Raw genomic sequence first — 17,769 nt, forward strand, 5'->3', positions numbered from 1 at the left:
GATAACTTCAAAGTCAGTTTTTCACCATATGTTCATTCCCTCGCTGCAACGAATAATATGAGGATTACGGCTTTGGGCTTGTTTCGCATAAAGTGTTATACTAAAACCACTCTACGGAAATAATTCCCAATCGCAATTTACTCCTATCAACAACAACAACATCACACGACAGAAAGGACGGTTCATATGGCGGCAGAGGTTAAAACGTCCGAATGGGAGGGCTTCGCCCGGCTGGATTTCACGTTTAAGGGCCGCGAGTGCATCCTTATACAGCCTAAAATGCGCTCGGACAAGCCCGACGGCGGCAAAATGGTCATGTACATGGAGTATTTCGGAGCCTTCCCCAACACCGCGATTTCGCTCGTCGAGCACGGCTACCACCTCTCCTACATAAAGAACAGCAACCGATGGGGCACCGACGATGATCAGCACATGCGCCGGGATTTTGTGGATTTCCTGGCCGAGGAATATGGCCTGTCCCGCCGGTTCGTGACAATCGGGATGAGCGCGGGCGGCGTGACCTCGGTAAATTTCGCCCACCTGTACCCTGACTACGTGTCGGTGCTCTACCTCGACGCGCCGGCCATGAATCTGTTGAGCGCCCCGCTTGGCTACAACAAGCCCGCTAGGCACGAGGAGACGGTAAAGGAAGTTCTGGACGCGCTCGGCCTGACCGCGTCGGAGATGCTGAGCTTCCGCGGCCATCCCATGGACAAGATGGGCACGCTTGCCGAGCACAACATCCCGGTGGTGCTGCTCTACGGCGACAGCGACACCAGCGTCCCCTATGAGGAAAACGGCAAACTCCTGGCCGACTTCTACGAAAAACACGGCAAGAGCGACATCATCACCGTGTTCGGCAAGGAAGGGTGCGGGCACCACCCCCACGGACTGCCGGATCCCAAGCCGATCGTGGATTTTATATTGAAGCATGACAAGTAGAAGGCAATGTAGCGGATATAATTTCAATAAGTGATGCAAGGCGCTTACTCAAAAAAAGCTGACTCTCTTTAGGGGGGAGTTAGCTTTTTGCGTTCTCGCCGGGTTTGGATAAAACGCACTCCGGAGCGAGTATGGATAGCAAAGCAGGGATCGACCCCTACTTCACCCGTGACAGTTTCGACTACACGGATGCGATTTACCTCGCCGGGCAGGACCCCAATCATGAGCTCGCGAGTCCCGCTAGGTTCGCCGATCTCACCGGATTCCCGCCGCTTCTGCTCCAAGTCGGAACCAACGAGGTACTCCTTGACGATTCCACTCAGATGGCCGACCGTGCAAGGGAGGCAGGCGTGGATGTGGTTCTCGACGTTACCGCCGACGTCCCACATGTTTTCCAGGCGTTTGCCGGTGTCCTCGATGAAGCCGATCAAGCCCTAGACCGTGCTGCGCTCTTCATCAAGCAACATCTCCTATGACGAGGCGTCCGATCAGGATCCGCACATCTAGTCGACCAATTGGCTGACGGCACTAATGGGTGCGACAGCTCAAGAACGCTCTACGGCTAACTCATGCCTGGACGCAGGTCTAACGGGATTGCGACCTCTGTCTGTTTCGACCATTTTCTTCTCCTCTTATGATGGTATCGAAGGAAATGAGTTGAAGAGGAGCATTCATCATGTTGGAATCCAAGCGCATGAACAGGAATCGTGTATCTCTAATCGTTATCGTATATTATCTTCTGGCTTCGTTATTGGCGTTCCTCTTGGGGCTCGTGCAGCCTGTGACCGGCATCCCCGAGGTCGTCGTCCAGCTTACGCAGTTCGGGCCGACGCTGGCCGTGTTGGCCGTTCTGTGGCTGCTCCCCCGGTCGAGAAGCCTTCATTCCCCCTCCATGATCACGGCCGGTTCTCAGGCGGAGGGTCCCCGCCGGTTGGCCGAGGCTGTCTTGCTCCCCGTTGCGGTAATCGCCCTCTCGCTGCTCTGGTATGGGATGACCGGCCATTCCACCGACTTCACCAAGCCAACCAGCCTATCCCATCCGTTCTGGCTCATCGTCATAGCTCAATTCATCGGCGCGGCCGGCGAAGAGATCGGCTGGCGGCTCTTCATGCAGCCCGCGCTGCAGACCCGAATGAGCGTGCTTGCTTCTTCCGTCCTTGTGGGCTTGCTATGGGGCGTCTGGCATATCGGCGTATTCGCCGAAGGGTGGCGGTATGCCGGCTCCTTCCTGCTGTTCGCCGTCTCCATCTCGGTTATACTTGGCGAATTGCTGCGAAGACCGCACGGGCTGAAGCTGCCGACAGCCGCCGCTTTTCATATGTTGATCAATTTGGGCATGCTCCTATGGTTCAAGGAAGAGAGCGGCGACGCCTACGCGATGACGACCATGGCCATTGCTTGCTTTATCGTTGCCGTGATCACGCTGATCGCGCATGCAGCGTCCGCAGCCAAAGGGGCGAAGCGGACGACGGCCCGGGGACGCGGGATTTAGATAGAAACCTATCGGAACGAAAAGGCAGCCGACCGTCTGGTCGGCTGCCTTCCTATTTTTTCTTGAATGCTTCCGCCCGGTTGAGGTTTTTTTGGAAACTAGTGATTTGCCCAATTCAATTTCCTGCCTTGAACATAGGTTATCCAGAATGCGAATAAAGGAGGAGCCATATGGCAGAGCAAGTAAAGGTAAGCCCGCAATTCAGAAGGCTCTGTACCCAATTTGGAAGAATTCTAGGCGGCGAATCGGAAATCGAGGAGGGCCCGGTTTGTTTTGTCACGCGGATGACGAATCTCAGGGAAACGATCTTGGGTCGGAGAACGCAATCTCCTCTTGTTCAAATGCAGATGTTCTCGTTCGAATCTCTCGACAGTTCGGGTCGCGCTCTATGTCTGGGCGAAACGGCCGTACATCAAAATCAGGTGAATCGCTTGATTACGAATCTCCGTAACCGAGGGATAAAAGTGACCGCGATTCATAATCACTGGCTGAAAGAAAATCCTCGCTTAATGTATATGCATTGGGAAGCCATCATGAATCCTGTTGTATTCGCCAGAAGAACCAAAGACTCCATTGCGTTCTTGGGTTAATGGCTGAGCAATGACTGTATAGATTAAGAAATAAGGAGAGGATGATCGATATGGCGGTGAAAGCTAGCCCGCGCTTTATACGGCTATGCAACCAATTCTCATCTATTTTAGGTGCAACGGAGCATGAAATTACAAAGGGTCCGGTCTGTTTTGTCACTAGAAACAGGAGGGTCAACGCCTCAATATTAGGAAGACGCACCACGTCTCCTTTAGTCCGATACCAACTGTTCTCGTTCGAATCGTTGGACAGTTCGGGACGCGCGCTCTGTCTAGGGGAAACGGCGCTTTTCCAAAACCAGGTCAATCGGTTGCTTTCTAATCTTCGCAAAAACGGAATTACAGTAACGGCGGTCCATAATCACTGGCTGTTCGAGAACCCGCGTCTCATGTATATCCACTGGGAATCGATCGATAATCCCGTCGCCTTTGCGAGAAAAGTAAAACGTTCTATTGCGTTCTTGGGTTAATCCCTGCTTACTGTTTGCAACACGCGTAAAACGACCTTGGTCATTTATGACCGAGGTCATTTTTGTTGATAGAGAAGGATGATGCTTGGCATGCTGAGAGAACCCCGAAAAAAGAAGACAAAGGAATTGATCGTACGCACCGCCGTCCAACTGTTCAAAGACAAAGGATATGACAACGTAACGGTCGAGGAGATTACCCAATTATGCGGAATCGCGAAAGGGACGATTATTTTCCTAAGAAGGAGCATGTACTGCTGCACGTTGGCAGTTCCTATAACGGGCTGCTGACCGAGATGGTTCGGAAACATCGCGAAGGGCATCTTAAAGACCGGCTAATGGATCTATTTCGTGATTTTCTGAGCTTATATTTGGGTTTTCATCGCTTATCGGTCGATACGCAAGGTGGAGTACACGGATGTGTGACGGCAAGAAAGGATAACTCGCGCAACAAAGGATAGCTCCCCCGGCCGGAACGGCCGGCGGGGGCTTTTTTCGCTGCAAAAGAGTGTCATTGCCTGCAAGCGGGACGTCGGCTATGGTGGGGGAGCAAAGAGGATGGAGGGATGACGCATGGCGGAGAAGAGACCGAATATCGTCGTGTTCTTTACCGACCAGCAGCGCTGGGACACGACCGGCGTTCACGGCAATCCGCTCGGGTTGACGCCGAATTTCGACCGGATGGCGGCGGAGGGCACGCATCTGTACAACACGTTCACCTGCCAGCCGGTATGCGGGCCGGCGCGGTCCTGCCTGCAGACGGGGCTATATGCGACGGAGACGGGCTGCTACCGCAACGGAATTCCGCTGCCGGAGGACGTTCCGACGATCGCGCAATATTTTAACGAAGCGGGATACGAGACGGGCTATATCGGCAAATGGCATCTGGCCGCGACCCGCACGGAGCCGGTGCCGGAGCGGCTGCGCGGCGGCTACAAGCATTGGCTGGCGGCCGACGCGCTCGAGCATACGTCCGACGCCTACCGGACGGTGCTGTACGACAACGATAACCGGCCGGTGGAGCTGCCCGGCTACCGGACCGACGCGCTGACGGACGCGGCCATCCGTTATATCGCCGAGCGCAAGGATCGGCCGTTCTTTCTTTTCCTGTCGTATCTGGAGCCGCACCATCAGAACCACCGGGACGACTATCCGGCGCCCGACGTCTATCGCGACAGTTACCATGGCCGGTACGTGCCGCCCGATCTGGCGGCGCTCGGAGGCACGGCCCACCAGCACCTGGGCGGTTACTACGGGATGGTCAAGCGCCTCGACGAAGGATTGGGCCGGCTCTTGGACGCGCTCCGAAGCTTGTCTCTGGACGAGAACACGATCGTGCTGTTCGCGTCGGATCATGGCTGCCATTTCAAAACCCGCAACGGAGAATACAAGCGCTCCTGCCACGAGAGCTCGATCCGGGTTCCGGCCGCGGTCCGCGGCCCCGGCTTCAATCGCGGTGGCCGAGTGACCGAGCTGACGAGCCTGATCGATCTGCCCCCTACGCTGCTCGATGCCGCCGGCATCGAAGTGCCGCCCCACATGCAAGGGCGGTCGGTGCTGCGGCTGCTGAGGGGAGACGACGACGACTGGCCGGAGGAGGTTTTCGTGCAGATCAGCGAGAGCCAGATCGGCCGGGCGGTTCGCACGAAGCGCTGGAAGTACGGCGTGAAGGCGCCGGAGGGCGACGCGATCGCGGACCCGGGAGCCGCGAGGTACGCCGAGGAGTTCTTGTACGACCTGTACGCGGACCCGTACGAGCTGACCAATCTGGCGGGGATGGAATCGCACCGGGAAGTCGCCGGCAAGCTTCGCGAGCGGCTCATCCGCCGCATGACCGAAGCCGGGGAAACGGCGCCGGTCGTCGAACCGGCCGCTTCCCGTCCGTCGGGTCAGCGCAGGGTGGACCCGGGCGAGGCGGACCTGTAGGGCCTCTGCGGCGGTTCCCGTCAGGAAGTGCAAGCTCTGCAACGATGTGCAAGGCGCTTGCGCCCAGCGAAGCAAAAGAGTGTCATTGCCGGGAAATCTTCCGCCGCCTACAGTGAAGGTGTTCGGTGCGGCATCCCAAGACACCAAGACCGGGAGGTATGGAACGATATGTTGGATCGTCAACGATTTCGCCGGCCGCTGAAGGCCGACCGCATTCATCCGTTCTGGTTCTGGAACGGAGAAATGGCGGATGAGCAAATCCGCCGTCAGATCGACGAGATGGCGGACAAAGGACTGGGCGGTTTTTTTATCTGCGCCCGGCAGGGAATGAAGCTCTCCTACTTGTCCGACGAATGGTTCGACAAAGTCCGGGTGGCCGTCGAAGCGGCGGCGCGGCACGGGCTTCACGTCTGGCTGTACGACGAATATCCGTACCCGAGCGGCATCGCCGGGGGCGAAGTAACGCTGGAATATCCGGAGGCGAAGCACCGCACGCTGGTCTCCCATTCGCAGGCCGTCGCCGGCGGAGACAGGGTGTCGCTGGAACTGCCGTGGGCCAAGATCCTGTACGCCAAAGCGGTACCCGTGGCGCCGGACGGCCGGCGGCTGTGGGACGAAGCGGTCCCGGTCCGCTCGGCGATCGGCAACTACCAGGCGGAGCCGGTGTTCCAGAAGACGGGGCTGACCGCGTATAACCAGAAGCGCTTCTTTACCTATCGAACGGTGCAAAAGCTGGATTGGACGGCGCCGGCCGGCGAGTGGGAGCTTCTGATCGTGCAGGAGAAGGAAATCGACGATTTCAAATATTACGGCACGTTCGTCGATCCGTGCAACCGCGAGGCGATGGCGGCGTTCATCCGCCTGACCCACGACAAGTATGCGGAACGGTTCGGCGAATACTTCGGCACCACGATCAAGGGGATGTTCACCGACGAGATCGGACTGCTCGGCCGCATTCCGTGGTCCCCGCGGCTGGTCGATTTTTTCCGGGAGCGGTGCGGCTACGACCTGCGGGATCATCTGCACGCCTTGTTCGATCCGGACGCCGAGAACGCGGCGGCGATCCGCTACGATTATTACCAGTCGGTGCACCTGCTGCTGCGGGATTCCTACCACAAGCAAGTGCACGATTGGTGCGAGCGGCACGGCTTGGAATACGTGGCGGAGGTGCCGGCCGTTCGCCATACGACGCAGCTGTACAGCCACGTGCCCGGGGGAGACAGCGCGCACGAGAAGCTGGGACGTTCCCTCGAGTGGATTCTCGACAAGAACGCCGTCAACCTGCGCAGCAACCCGAAGATGGTCAGCTCGCTCGCCCGTCAGCTTGGCCGCGAGCGCAATCTGATCGAGTGCTTCCATAGCGTCGGCTGGTCGATGACGCTGCAGGACGCCCGCTGGATGATCGACCGGATGGCGGCGTTCGGGACGAACTTCTTCAATTTTCACGCCTTCTTCTATACCGTCGACGGGCTGGCCCAGCACGACGCTCCGCCGTCGCAGTTCTGGCAGAATCCGTACTGGAAGCACTTCGGCCGGCTGGCCGACTACGCGGGACGGATCGGCTTCGCGATGAGTACGGGCCAAGCGGTCATCGAGACGGCGGTGCTGCAGCCGACCACCTCGCTGTGGACGCAGATGGGCAACCCGCTGCACCGATTCGATTATGGCGGCGGCCGCGCGGACGAGAAGGAGCGGCTCGAGCATCTGCTCTCGTGGTGGGCAGGAATTTGCAAGGAGCTGACGATGGCGGGCCGGGATTTCGATCACCTCGATCCGGAGCTGCTGGCCGAAGCGGAGATCGAAGACGGGCGGATCAAGCTGGGCCGGGCCCGCTACTCGGTGCTGATCCTGCCGCCGATGACGAATCTGGAAGGCGCCGCCTGGCGCCGGATCGAGTCGTTCCTGAGGAGCGGCGGAACCGTCGTCGCCATGGGGCAGCTGCCTTACGAGCGCATCGAGGCGGATTGGGACCCGCGTTCGGCCGCCGCGGCGTTCAACATGGAGGAGCCTGAGGCGCGCTTCTGGCTGGAGGCTCGCGAAGAGGAGCGGCCGGCCTGGCGGCAAGGCGAGCGAGCGGCCTACTATTTGCCGTTCCCGGCGAAGGCGGACGCCAAGGATGTGCTGCCGGCGATGACGGAGCTGCTGGACCGCGTAAATCCGCTGCCGGTCCGCCTCTCGCCCGCTTGCGGGGAGCAAGGGCTGCTGATGCAAACGAGGCTTGTCCAGGACGATACGGCGCTCGTATTCGTCAGCAACCAGGAAGGGGAGGAACGCGAGACCGAATTGTACGTCGACCCGCAGTTGCTCGGGTTAAAGGTGCAGGAAGCCGAATCGCCCGCCTCCTCCGCCGTGTTGAGCGCCTGCGAGCTGTCGCTGGACAGCGGAGAGGCCGGGGAGCCGCTGCGGCCGGCGGACGCTCGGCAGGACGGCGCCGCCGCAATCTTCCCGCTGCGCCTTGCGCCTTATGAGGCCCGGCTGTTCGAGCTGAAGCTCGACAGAACGGCCGCCGCGAAGGTGGCCGATCCGGCAAGCGCCGAGTGCCCGAGATGGGAAGTGTCGGCTGCCGGACCGTGGGAGATGAAGGCGCTCGGACCGAACGCGCTGCGGCTGGACACGTTCCGTCTCGCGGTTTACGGACACGGCGCCGCGGGGCCGGCTGCCGCGGATCACGCGCCGATCGCCGAGGGAACGGTCATGGTCAAGACGTTCATCGACCAATGCGCGGATTTGGCGGAAGCAGGCGGTCTTCCCGTTCAGATGCGGCAGACGTTCGGGACGCCGATGCGCGTCGGGATCGCTTACCCGCTCAAGGCCGTTTATACGGCCGAGTTCGCGGTCGAAGAGGCGCCGCGGAGCGCAGAGCTGCTGATGGACCGCAGCGCCATCGGCGGAACGGCCGTCATCCGGCTGAACGGCCATACGGTAGCGGGCGAAGAGTTCCGCCCCGCCTTCCTGTACGACCACAACAACGTCGCCGCCGATGTCTCCCGGCGCTTGCTGCCGGGCACCGTCAACACGCTAACGGTCGAGGTCGACGTAGAGAACGACTGGGAAGGCGTCGTCGACGCGCTGTATCTCGCCGGGCCGTTCCGCGTCCGGTTCGACCCGCAGGCGCAGCCCGTTCTAAGCGCCATCCAGACGGAGGAGGAAGCTCAGCCCGTACCGGCGCTCGGAGCGGGGCCTTATCCGGGCTACCCCTACTACGCCGGAGACTTCTCGTTCGCGAAGACGGCCGAATGGCCGGACGCGCCGGAAGGTTCCGCCTTCGAGCTGACGTTCCCGGATCTCGATCCCGACTTCCACGATTGCGCCGAGGTGCTGATCAACGGCCGGTCCCTGGGCGTCCGTGCCTGGTCGCCTTATCGATGGATCGGCGACGCATCGATGATCCGCAAGGGAGCCAATCGCCTCGAGGTTCGCGTCACGAACACGTTGATCGGCCTGCTGGAGGGCCAATTCTTCGACTATCGCGGGCACGCCGTCCGGCCGGTCCGCGACCGAAAGGAGCTGTGAGCCGATGCCGGCCCATGAACCGCGCGCGGGGGCGGTCCCGCGCGCCTGGAGCCCCGGGGGCGAAACCTCCCGGCTCCGGCGTCTCGCGCTCGACCTGAAGCGCGACAGATACTTGTACGTGCTGGCGCTGCCGGGACTCGTCTTTTTCCTCTTGTTCAAATTCGTCCCGATGTGGGGCATCGTCATCTCGTTCCAGAATTATTCGCCGTTCGCCGGCATCGGCGGAAGCCCGTGGGTCGGGCTGGACAACTTCCGCCGCTTCTTCGAGAATCCCGATTTCATGATGCTGTTCCGCAACACGATGGGGATCAACCTGCTGAGTCTCGTCTGCTTTTTCCCGCTGCCGATCGTGCTCTCGCTACTGCTCAACGAAGTTCGCAGCCTGTTCTACAAGCGGGCCGTGCAGACGATCGTCTATATGCCGCACTTCCTGTCCTGGGTCATCATCTCGGGGCTTACGTTCATCATCTTCGCCAAGGGCGACGGTCTGGTCAACAACATGCTGGAAGCGGCCGGAGCGGGCCGAGTCGATGTGCTGACCAACCCGAATCTGTTCTGGATCATGCTGACGATCCAGTCGATCTGGAAGGAATGCGGCTGGGGAACGATTCTGTTCCTGGCCGCCATGGCGAGCATCGATCCGCAGGTGTACGAAGCGGCCCGGATCGACGGAGCGAGCCGCCTGCGCCAGATGCGGCACATCACGCTTCCCGCCATTCGCAGCGTGATCGTCGTCCTGCTCATTCTGCGGCTCGGCCATATGATGGACGTCGGCTTCGAACAGGTGTTCCTCATGTACAACGGCGCGGTGTCGGAGGTGGCCGAAGTGTTCGATACGTACGTCTACCGGGTGGGCATTCAGCAAGGACAGTTCAGCTACAGCACGGCGGCCGGCTTGTTCAAATCCGTCGTCGGACTCGTCCTGGTCGTCATCGCCAACCGAATCGCCAAAAAAATGGGCGAAGAAGGCATCTATTAAGGAGGGACAGCCGATATGAGATCCAGCGTCGGAGACCGGATTTTCAACGTCGCCAATTGGCTGATTCTAGGCATTGTCGCCATTCTGACGATCTTTCCGATCTATTACGTCGTCGTCGTTTCGTTCACGGACCCGGCCGAATATATCCGGAAGAGCTTCATTTTATTTCCCGAGAAATGGTCGCTCGCTTCCTATCGCTACTTGCTGTCGACCGACGCGTTCGCGCGCTCGCTCGGCGTGAGCGCTTTTCTGGCCGTCGTCGGCACGATCTGCAGCCTCGTCGTCACGGCTTCGCTCGCCTATGCGCTCTCCCGCAAGCGGCTGCGGGGGCGGAACGTCATCCTGCTGCTCATCCTGGTCACCATTCTGTTCAATCCGGGAATGATTCCGCAGTATATGCTCGTCCGCCAGCTGCATCTGATCAACAGCCTCTGGTCGCTCATCCTGCCGGCGCTGGCGAGCGGGTGGAACGTCATTCTGATGAAAAACTTCTTCGACAGCATCCCGGCCGAGCTGGAAGAATCGGCGGCGATCGACGGCAGCAACGATCTGTCGACCTTCTTCCGCATCATTCTGCCGCTGTCGCTCCCGTCGCTGGCCGCGTTCGGTCTGTTCTATGCCGTCGGATACTGGAACCAGTTCTTCAACGCGCTGATTTATTTGAACGACGCCGCCAAATGGCCGATTCAGGTCATGCTGCAGAACATGCTGCTGAACGCCGACAACACGGAGCTGCAGGCCGACGCGTTCATGGCTCCTCCGCCCGCGGAGACGCTCAAGATGGCGGCCGTGGTCGCCGCCACCGTTCCGATTCTGTGCGTGTATCCGTTTCTGCAGAAGCATTTCGCCAAAGGGGCGATGGTCGGTTCCGTAAAAGGGTAAAACGCCGACTTCGCAGGGGATTTGACGAATGATGTCGAAAGGGTAAAGAACTATTTCGGCTGAAAGGCGGGGAACTCCGATGGGCGGATTCGTAAAAAGTTGGTTTCGGGATCTGGCGAAGTATAAATACAACCGGCGTTTTTTCCGCAAAAGCCTCGTGCTGATCCTGCTGATCGCCAGCATTCCCGGCGCGATTATCGGCACCAGCATTTATGTCGTGTCCGGGAGCAAGCTGGAGGGCGAACTCCAGCGGCTGCACCGGAATCAGATCGAGGAGCGCGCCGCCAATATCGACAGCCAGCTGTCCTATTTGGAACTGACTTTCTCCCATTGGGAGTTCGAACCGACCTTCGACGAGAACCTGAAGCATCTCAACATCTCGCTGCAATTCGAGCGGGTGCAGGAGCTGTACCGGATGCTGCTGATCATGGAAAGCTCGCACCCTCTGCTGAACAAGGTGGAGCTGTATTTGGACAAGCCGAAGCCGCTCGTGTTCGACAAATCGGAATACCGGTATTTGAGCGCGGCGAATGACATCAAAGCGTACGAAGCGCTGATGAGCGGGAGCAACCGGGCCGTCTTCTGGACCGACGACTCGCTTCCGGGCGGCGGCGAGAAGGGTTCCCTTTCCCTCGTGAACAAGCTGCCCGGCGGCAGCCTTCAGCCGTTCGGCCTGCTGGTGGCCACCGTCGATTCGGCGAAGCTGATGCAGATGTTCGGCACGTTGAACCCGTACAACGAGGGGGACACGATCGTCGCCGCGGAGGACGGCAGCTGGGCGATGTCCGAGAGCGGCGGGCAAGCGGGCTCGCTGTCTCCTCTGGATCAGGCGCTTCGCCAGAAGGTCGAAGACAAGCGGACGGACGCCGGTTCCTTCCTGTATTCCTACAAAGGGAAGACGTATTCCGTCTCCTACGGCCAGCTGAAGCGGCTCGGCAAAACGTGGAGCTATATTTCGGCGGTGCCGCTGACGGCGATTACGGCTCCGATCATGAATATGTCCAAGTCGATCATTTATATCAGCCTGGCCGGACTGGCGCTGGCGCTCATTCTCTCCTGGCTCGTCTCCAAGCGCATCTATGTGCCGATCGAGCGTCTCGTGCGCAATTTGACGGGAGGAGCCAGGAACGATTCCCAACAGGACGAGTTCGGCCTGTTCGAGCAGCAGCTTGCCGAGCTGTCGCGGGAGCGGGAGACGATGCGTTCGAGGCTGGACGAACAGCTGCCGCTGCTGCGGGAAGGGTTTTTCCTGCAGCTCGTGCAAGGGCATTTCTTGTCGCACGAGGAGAGCGGCCTTCGCGAGAAGCTGCGGATGTACGGGTGGCAATCCGACGAGCGGCAGTTCATCGCGATCCTGTTCCAGCTGAACGGCTTCTCCAGCCTGCAGGGCCGATTCTCGGCCGACGACGAGGACCTGGTCACGTTCGCCGCCGCCAACATCGTCGAGGAGCTGGCGAGAGAGCAGTACGAGCAGGTCGGCGTCATCAATTTTCACGACTTTTCCGTAGGTCTGCTGCTGTCGTTCCCGGCGGATCATCCGGCAGGTTGGCTGACGGAAGATCTGGACGCGTTCTGCACGAACGTCGTTCATACGCTGAAGCGGCTGCTGCGCATGCAGGTCACCGCTTCCTTCAGCCGCCCGACCGAATTCGTCCAACAGATCCCCCGCATTTTCGAGGAGACGCAGCAAGCGCTCCAGTTCCGGGATTTGTCCGACGACCTGCAGATCATTCAAGCGGGACAACCATCGGAGGCGAGCGCGATGGCAAGCCATTACCCGTTTTCGTTGGAGAAAGAGATCATTCACGCGATCCGCAACGGCCTGGAGCCGGAGGCGGTGGATTTGATCGGGCAGTTTCTGGAGGAGCTGTCCCGAGGGGGCGCGACCGAGCTGAGCGTGCAGCAGGGGATGCTGCAGCTGCTCGCCGGGATTCGCTATACCGCGCTCCAGTCCGGCTTGAACCCGGTGCAGCTGTTCGGCGGGGTCAACCTGTTCGACCAGCTGGCGCAGATCAAGGAGCCGGAGCAAATGCTGCGCTGGTTCGAGCATAAGGTCGTCGCCGTGTTCGTGCAGGAGCTGATCAGCCGCCAGGACTTCTTTTTGAAGCAGATGGTCGAGAAGGTCGTCGCCTATTTGAGAACGCAATATATGGAAGCCTTGTCGCTCGATTCCTGCGCCGAACGGTTCGGAACGAGCCCTTACACGCTCAGCCGGGCGTTCAAGCAGGTGACGGGCATCAACTTCATCGACTATTTGACCCAGATCCGGATCGATCAGGCCAAATCGCTGCTGCGCGAGAGCGAGCTGCGGATCAACGACATCGCCGACCAGGTCGGTTACCGGCATACGTACTTCAACCGGATCTTCAAGAAGTACGAGGGCATCACGCCTAGTCACTACCGCGAGCTGAACCGGGTCTAGAAGTCTATACGGTTCGTTACGTTTGGCCCGTCCTTGATTTTGCCGGAATAGAGCCGCCGAGATTCGTTAGCGTCCGCGCTCGCTCCTCGGAGGCCGTCCGGCTGACGCCTTCTAAAGCAAGGAAGCAGAGAAGTGCAACCCGTGCAACAAATTGCAACCGCCGCGGAAGCCCGGCTGCAAAAGAGTGTCATTGTGCGCAAGTTATCCAGCGATTACGTTGGAGAAGGATTCGGGCGAGCAGATATCGCGTCCATCGAAACCAACCAAAGGGAGGATCACGTCCATGAAAAGAAAGACGAAATCGCGCGGCGCGGCGGTCACGCTCGCCGGACTGCTGTCCCTGACGCTGCTTCTGTCGGCCTGCGGGTCGAGCGGCAACGGAGCCTCGGGCGGGAGCGGGAATGCGTCGACCGCCGGAAGCGGGGCGAGCGGCCAATCCGAGTCGCCTCTCGAGCTCAGCATTATGGCCATTCTGCTGACGCCGACGGCGCCGGCGGACGACAACAAGATCAAGCAGGCGATCGAGAAAGCCGTCAATGCGAAGATGAAGATCAACTGGGTGTCCGGCAACAACTATACGGACAAGTTGAACGTGGCGCTCGCTTCGGGCGACATTCCGGACCTCACCTACATCGACGACCCGTTCTCCTCGGTATTCCGCAACGCGGTGTCGCAAGGCGCATTCTGGGACCTTACCCCTTACATCAAGGACTATCCGAATTTGAGCTCGAAAATATCGGAGACCGCCTGGAACCTGACGAAGATGGCCGACGGCAAAAACTACGGCGTTCCCCGCCCGCGGCCGTCCGAAGCCGACCCGTTCTTCATCATCCGCAAGGATTGGCTCGACAAGCTGGGCCTCCAAGTGCCGACGACGACCGACGAGCTCTACAATGTCATGAAAGCGTTCGCGGAGAAGGATCCGGACGGGAACGGCAAGAACGATACGATTCCGCTGACGGCTTATATCAATCCGAGCGACATGGGGCCGCTAGGCCAGGTCGAGCAGAGCTTCACCGGCGTCAACGGCAAGTGGAAGCTGCAGGACGGCAAGCTCGTTTACTCCGCTCTGCTGCCCGAAACCCGCCAGGCGCTGGAGTATCTGGCCAAAGCGTATAAGGAGAAGCTCATTCCGGAGGACGTCGCTTCGATGAAGCTGACGCAATCCAAAGACTTGTTCGATTCGGGCAAGGCCGGCATTATCGTCGATAAGGCCGGAACGATGTCCGACCATTACAACACTTTAAAGACCGTGGATCCGAATTTCAAGCAGACCGACTTCTATCCGGTCACGAGCATCAACGGCTACAACCCGAAGGGGGCGGGCTTCGCCGGCATGATGGCGATTCCGAAGAGCGTGCCGGAAGACAAGATGAAGCGGATTCTGAAGATGATGGACACCTGGATGAACGAAGACGTGTTCGATATTCAGCAATACGGCTTTGAAGGCACGGACTATAAGGTGGAGAACGGCCAAAAGGTGATCGATACGGATCAGCTGCAGAAAGACGGCGGACCGTCCTTCAATCAGATCGTGTACGTGGCCGACCCGTATGCGAGCTCGACGAAGGTCTATTTTCCGGCAGAGGTCAACGATCTGTACAAGAAAATTCAGGACGACCGGGCGAAATCGAGCGTGGCGGACATCAGCATCGGCTTGTATTCGGCGACGGCGGTGCAGGAGCTGCCCGAGATCGACAAGAAGGTGCAGGATATGAAGACGAAGATCATCCTTGGCAGAGAACCGATCACCGCGTGGGACAGCTTCGTGAACGACCTGAAGAACGATCCGAATATGGCCAAGATGAGCGAGGAAATGACCGCGGCGTACGAGCAGCGCAGCGCCGGCCAATAAAAGGAAAGGACGGGAGGAGGCTCCCGTCCTTTCTGCTCCTCGCCTATATCGCCAACCGCCTCCATCCTCTCAAAGCGCCCGATGAACGGGATTTTCTCCTTTTATTGGCTCATGAAAGTGCGTTTTCAGGGTCTGAGAGGGAAAAGCTCCCTTTAATCGGCCCTCGATTCGCAAAATCGCAGTCTGTGACCCGAATAGGGGGAGCATTTCCCGTTCACCCGGTTCAGGAGGCGTACTTTGGCGTCATTAAAGGGAGATTTTCCCGTTCGCTGAGCCGTCTCGACTCTCAGAGTAGAGGCTGCCGGCACAAAACATTTGCCGCTCGCCGCTAAAGCTTCCCCTTCTCCTGCAGAACGTCTTGATAATAACCGAGCAGCTGCGCGGACGGTTCGGACCAGCCTAACCGTTGAACGGCCCCGTACGCTTGGGCGGCGATCCGCTCCCTAACGGTTTCGTCCGTCAGCCGGGCTACCGCTTCGGCCAAGCCGCCCGGCCGGTCGGCATCGAACAGAAGCCCCGTCACGCCGTCCTCGATCTGCTCGCAGGTCGGACCGCTTCGGCCCGCGACGATCGGCACTCCCGAGGCCATCGCCTCGAGGATCACGAGACCGAGCGTTTCCGTCGTGGAAGGGAACACGAACAGGTCGGCGGACGCATAGGCCTTCGCCAATTCTTCGCCGTGCAGAAAGCCGGTAAACACCGTATTCGTTCCTTGAAAATAATTTTCCAGATGCGCCCGGTGCGGACCGTCTCCGACAAGCGCCAGGCAGATGCCGGGGGACGAAGCGAGAACGTCGCGAATTTGTTCGATCCCTTTCTCCGGGGCCAGCCGTCCCACATACAGCAGAACGGTCTTCTCGGGCCGGCGGCCCGAGAGCCTGTCCCGCATCTCGGAATCGCGACGGTGCGGCCCGAATTGATCGACGTCGACCCCGCGCTTCCATAGGTGAACACGGCGAAAGCCTTTGTCGCTTAGCTCGGTCAGCACGGATTGGGACGTGCATAGATTGAGGTCGGCCCGATTGTGCAGCGTCCGGAAGTACCGCCACAAGATCGGCTTCAGAAAAGGAAGGCGATAGTAGTCGGCGTACTTCGGGATTTGGGTGTGATAAGAGGCGACCAAGGGCAGACGGAGGCGGCGGGCATAATAAATTCCCGCAACGCCCAGCATCGCGGGATTGACCACGTGAACCAGGTCCGGCCGAAGCTTCCGGAGCAGATCGCCTACCCGCCGATTGGGAAAGGACAGCTTCTTGCTCGGGTATAGAAAGAATGTCCGAGCCGGAATCCCCAGGACGCTTACGCCTTCGAAATCATAAACGCCCAAATCGGGAGCGATGACGGCAATGTCATGGCCCTGTTCCCGCAGCCATCGGATCGTCGCGCACAGCCGGGTGACGATTCCGTCCGTTGACGGAAGGAACGTTTCGGTGACGATGGCAATCTTCATGTAAACAAGCTCCCTATCTTATTTCCAAGTGACCGTCGGCAGCACGTTCTCCGTCAGAACGCGGCTTCGATGCTCCACGGCGGTCTGCAGAATGCCCCGGAGCGTCTCATCGGACAGCAGATGCGGCTCCAGTCCCAAATCCTTGAGCTTCGTGTTCTTGGCGTAATAATAATGTTTTTCTTTCTCGACGCGCGGATTGGACAGATGGGAGACATGGCATGCCAGACCCTCGTCCAACGCCACCTTCCGAACCTTCTCGGCGAGCTCCAGCACGGAGAATTCCTCCGTGAACTGGTTGAACACCCGGAACTCCCCGATGTCGGCGGGATGCTCCGCGGCGATCTCGATGCAGCGAACCGTATCCCGGATATCGAGGAAGCCCCGCGTCTGGCCGCCTTCCCCGTAGACGGTCAGGTCGTGGCCGATCGCCGCCTGGATCAGGAAGCGGTTGAGAGCCGTACCGAATACCGCGTCGTAATCGAAGCGGTTGACGAGCACCGGATCGAGCAGCGTCTCCTCCGTATGCAATCCGTACACGACTCCTTGGTTCAGATCGGTTACGCGCAGGCCCCACACTCTGCAGGCGAACATGAGGTTGTGGCTGTCATGGACTTTCGAAAGGTGATACATGGAGCCGGGCTGCTTGGGATAAGGGAGAACGTCTTCCCTGCCGTTGTGGGCGATCTTGATGTATCCTTCCTCGATATCGATGTTCGGCGTTCCATATTCACCCATCGTGCCCAATTTGATAATATGGCAGTCGGGAACGATCTCTTTGATGGCGTAGATGACGTTTAGCGTTCCGACAACGTTGTTCACTTGCGTAAATACGGCATGCTCGCGGTCGATCATCGAATACGGGGCGGAACGCTGCTCCGCGAAGTGCACGAAGGCGTCCGGCTTGGTCTGAAGGAGCACCGTGCGCAGAAAATCGTATTGATTCAAATCGCCGACGTAAAGACCGATCGAGCGTCCGGTCAGCTCCCGCCAACGGGCGATCCGTTGCTCGATCCCGGCGATCGGGGTCAGCGAATTGGAATGGAGCTCTTGATCCCACTTTCTGCGAATCAAGTTGTCCACGATCGTGACGTCATGCCCTTTATTCGATAAATACAATGCGGTCGGCCACCCGCAAAACCCGTCTCCGCCTGCCACAACGATTTTCATTAATGAACTTCCTCCTAAGGTCCCAGGATCTATAATGATCGTAACCTAGAAATGTTAAATTCATGTAAATAAATTTAGAAGGATTCG

At 59.1% G+C, this 17,769-nt stretch carries 14 protein-coding genes and 1 pseudogene; 13 read left to right on the forward strand and 2 right to left on the reverse strand.

Features of this window, described 5'->3' with window-relative positions:
• The first annotated feature begins 186 nt into the window (after positions 1 to 186).
• The 13 genes and pseudogenes from H7C18_RS24860 (at position 187) to H7C18_RS24915 (ending at position 15,065) form a co-directional block, all read left to right on the forward strand.
• Positions 187 to 942 carry an alpha/beta fold hydrolase gene (locus H7C18_RS24860; RefSeq protein WP_185131806.1) on the forward strand — a complete coding sequence of 252 codons (756 nt, stop codon included), beginning with the start codon at positions 187 to 189 and terminating at the stop codon, positions 940 to 942.
• Positions 943 to 1,043: 101 nt separating this feature from the next.
• Positions 1,044 to 1,418: pseudogene (locus tag H7C18_RS24865) on the forward strand (alpha/beta hydrolase fold domain-containing protein); the annotation flags it as partial.
• A gap of 200 nt (positions 1,419 to 1,618) precedes the next feature.
• Complete coding sequence (locus H7C18_RS24870) at positions 1,619 to 2,434, forward strand: CPBP family intramembrane glutamic endopeptidase (RefSeq protein WP_185131808.1); 816 nt, start codon at positions 1,619 to 1,621, stop codon at positions 2,432 to 2,434.
• Positions 2,435 to 2,604: 170 nt separating this feature from the next.
• Complete coding sequence (locus H7C18_RS24875) at positions 2,605 to 3,024, forward strand: DUF1259 domain-containing protein (protein WP_185131809.1); 420 nt, start codon at positions 2,605 to 2,607, stop codon at positions 3,022 to 3,024.
• Positions 3,025 to 3,065: 41 nt separating this feature from the next.
• On the forward strand, positions 3,066 to 3,491 hold the full coding sequence (locus tag H7C18_RS24880) for a DUF1259 domain-containing protein (protein WP_420481883.1): 426 nt from the start codon (positions 3,066 to 3,068) through the stop codon (positions 3,489 to 3,491).
• A gap of 90 nt (positions 3,492 to 3,581) precedes the next feature.
• Positions 3,582 to 3,779, forward strand: a complete 198-nt coding sequence (locus H7C18_RS35320) for a TetR/AcrR family transcriptional regulator (protein ID WP_420481884.1) — start codon at positions 3,582 to 3,584, stop codon at positions 3,777 to 3,779.
• A complete protein-coding gene (locus tag H7C18_RS36115) occupies positions 3,695 to 3,949 on the forward strand; it encodes a hypothetical protein (RefSeq protein ID WP_420481887.1) in 255 nt (84 codons plus the stop codon). Before H7C18_RS35320 ends, H7C18_RS36115 begins: the two co-directional genes overlap by 85 nt.
• Before the next feature lie 112 nt (positions 3,950 to 4,061).
• Entirely contained in the window at positions 4,062 to 5,414 is a 1,353-nt protein-coding gene (locus tag H7C18_RS24890) for a sulfatase family protein (RefSeq protein WP_185131811.1), read from the forward strand.
• 168 nt (positions 5,415 to 5,582) lie between these two features.
• A complete protein-coding gene (locus H7C18_RS24895; protein WP_185131812.1) occupies positions 5,583 to 8,927 on the forward strand; it encodes a glycosyl hydrolase in 3,345 nt (1,114 codons plus the stop codon).
• A 4-nt stretch (positions 8,928 to 8,931) separates the two neighbouring features.
• Positions 8,932 to 9,906, forward strand: coding sequence for an ABC transporter permease (locus H7C18_RS24900; RefSeq protein ID WP_185131813.1), 975 nt, complete (start codon positions 8,932 to 8,934; stop codon positions 9,904 to 9,906).
• A 15-nt stretch (positions 9,907 to 9,921) separates the two neighbouring features.
• Positions 9,922 to 10,788 carry a carbohydrate ABC transporter permease gene (locus H7C18_RS24905; RefSeq protein ID WP_185131814.1) on the forward strand — a complete coding sequence of 289 codons (867 nt, stop codon included), beginning with the start codon at positions 9,922 to 9,924 and terminating at the stop codon, positions 10,786 to 10,788.
• Positions 10,789 to 10,867: 79 nt separating this feature from the next.
• Positions 10,868 to 13,210 (forward strand): helix-turn-helix transcriptional regulator, encoded by a 2,343-nt coding sequence (locus H7C18_RS24910; RefSeq protein WP_185131815.1) that lies wholly within the window; start codon positions 10,868 to 10,870, stop codon positions 13,208 to 13,210.
• 283 nt (positions 13,211 to 13,493) lie between these two features.
• Positions 13,494 to 15,065, forward strand: coding sequence for an extracellular solute-binding protein (locus H7C18_RS24915; RefSeq protein ID WP_185131816.1), 1,572 nt, complete (start codon positions 13,494 to 13,496; stop codon positions 15,063 to 15,065).
• 328 nt (positions 15,066 to 15,393) lie between these two features.
• Here the strand turns inward: H7C18_RS24915 and H7C18_RS24920 are convergent, their stop codons facing one another.
• Complete coding sequence (locus tag H7C18_RS24920) at positions 15,394 to 16,515, reverse strand: glycosyltransferase family 4 protein (RefSeq protein WP_185131817.1); 1,122 nt, start codon at positions 16,513 to 16,515, stop codon at positions 15,394 to 15,396.
• A gap of 18 nt (positions 16,516 to 16,533) precedes the next feature.
• Positions 16,534 to 17,682 (reverse strand): NAD-dependent epimerase/dehydratase family protein, encoded by a 1,149-nt coding sequence (locus tag H7C18_RS24925; RefSeq protein ID WP_185131818.1) that lies wholly within the window; start codon positions 17,680 to 17,682, stop codon positions 16,534 to 16,536.
• Positions 17,683 to 17,769 lie beyond the last annotated feature (87 nt).

It is taken from the genome of Cohnella zeiphila (assembly GCF_014212055.1).
Lineage (GTDB): Bacteria > Bacillota > Bacilli > Paenibacillales > Paenibacillaceae > Cohnella > Cohnella zeiphila.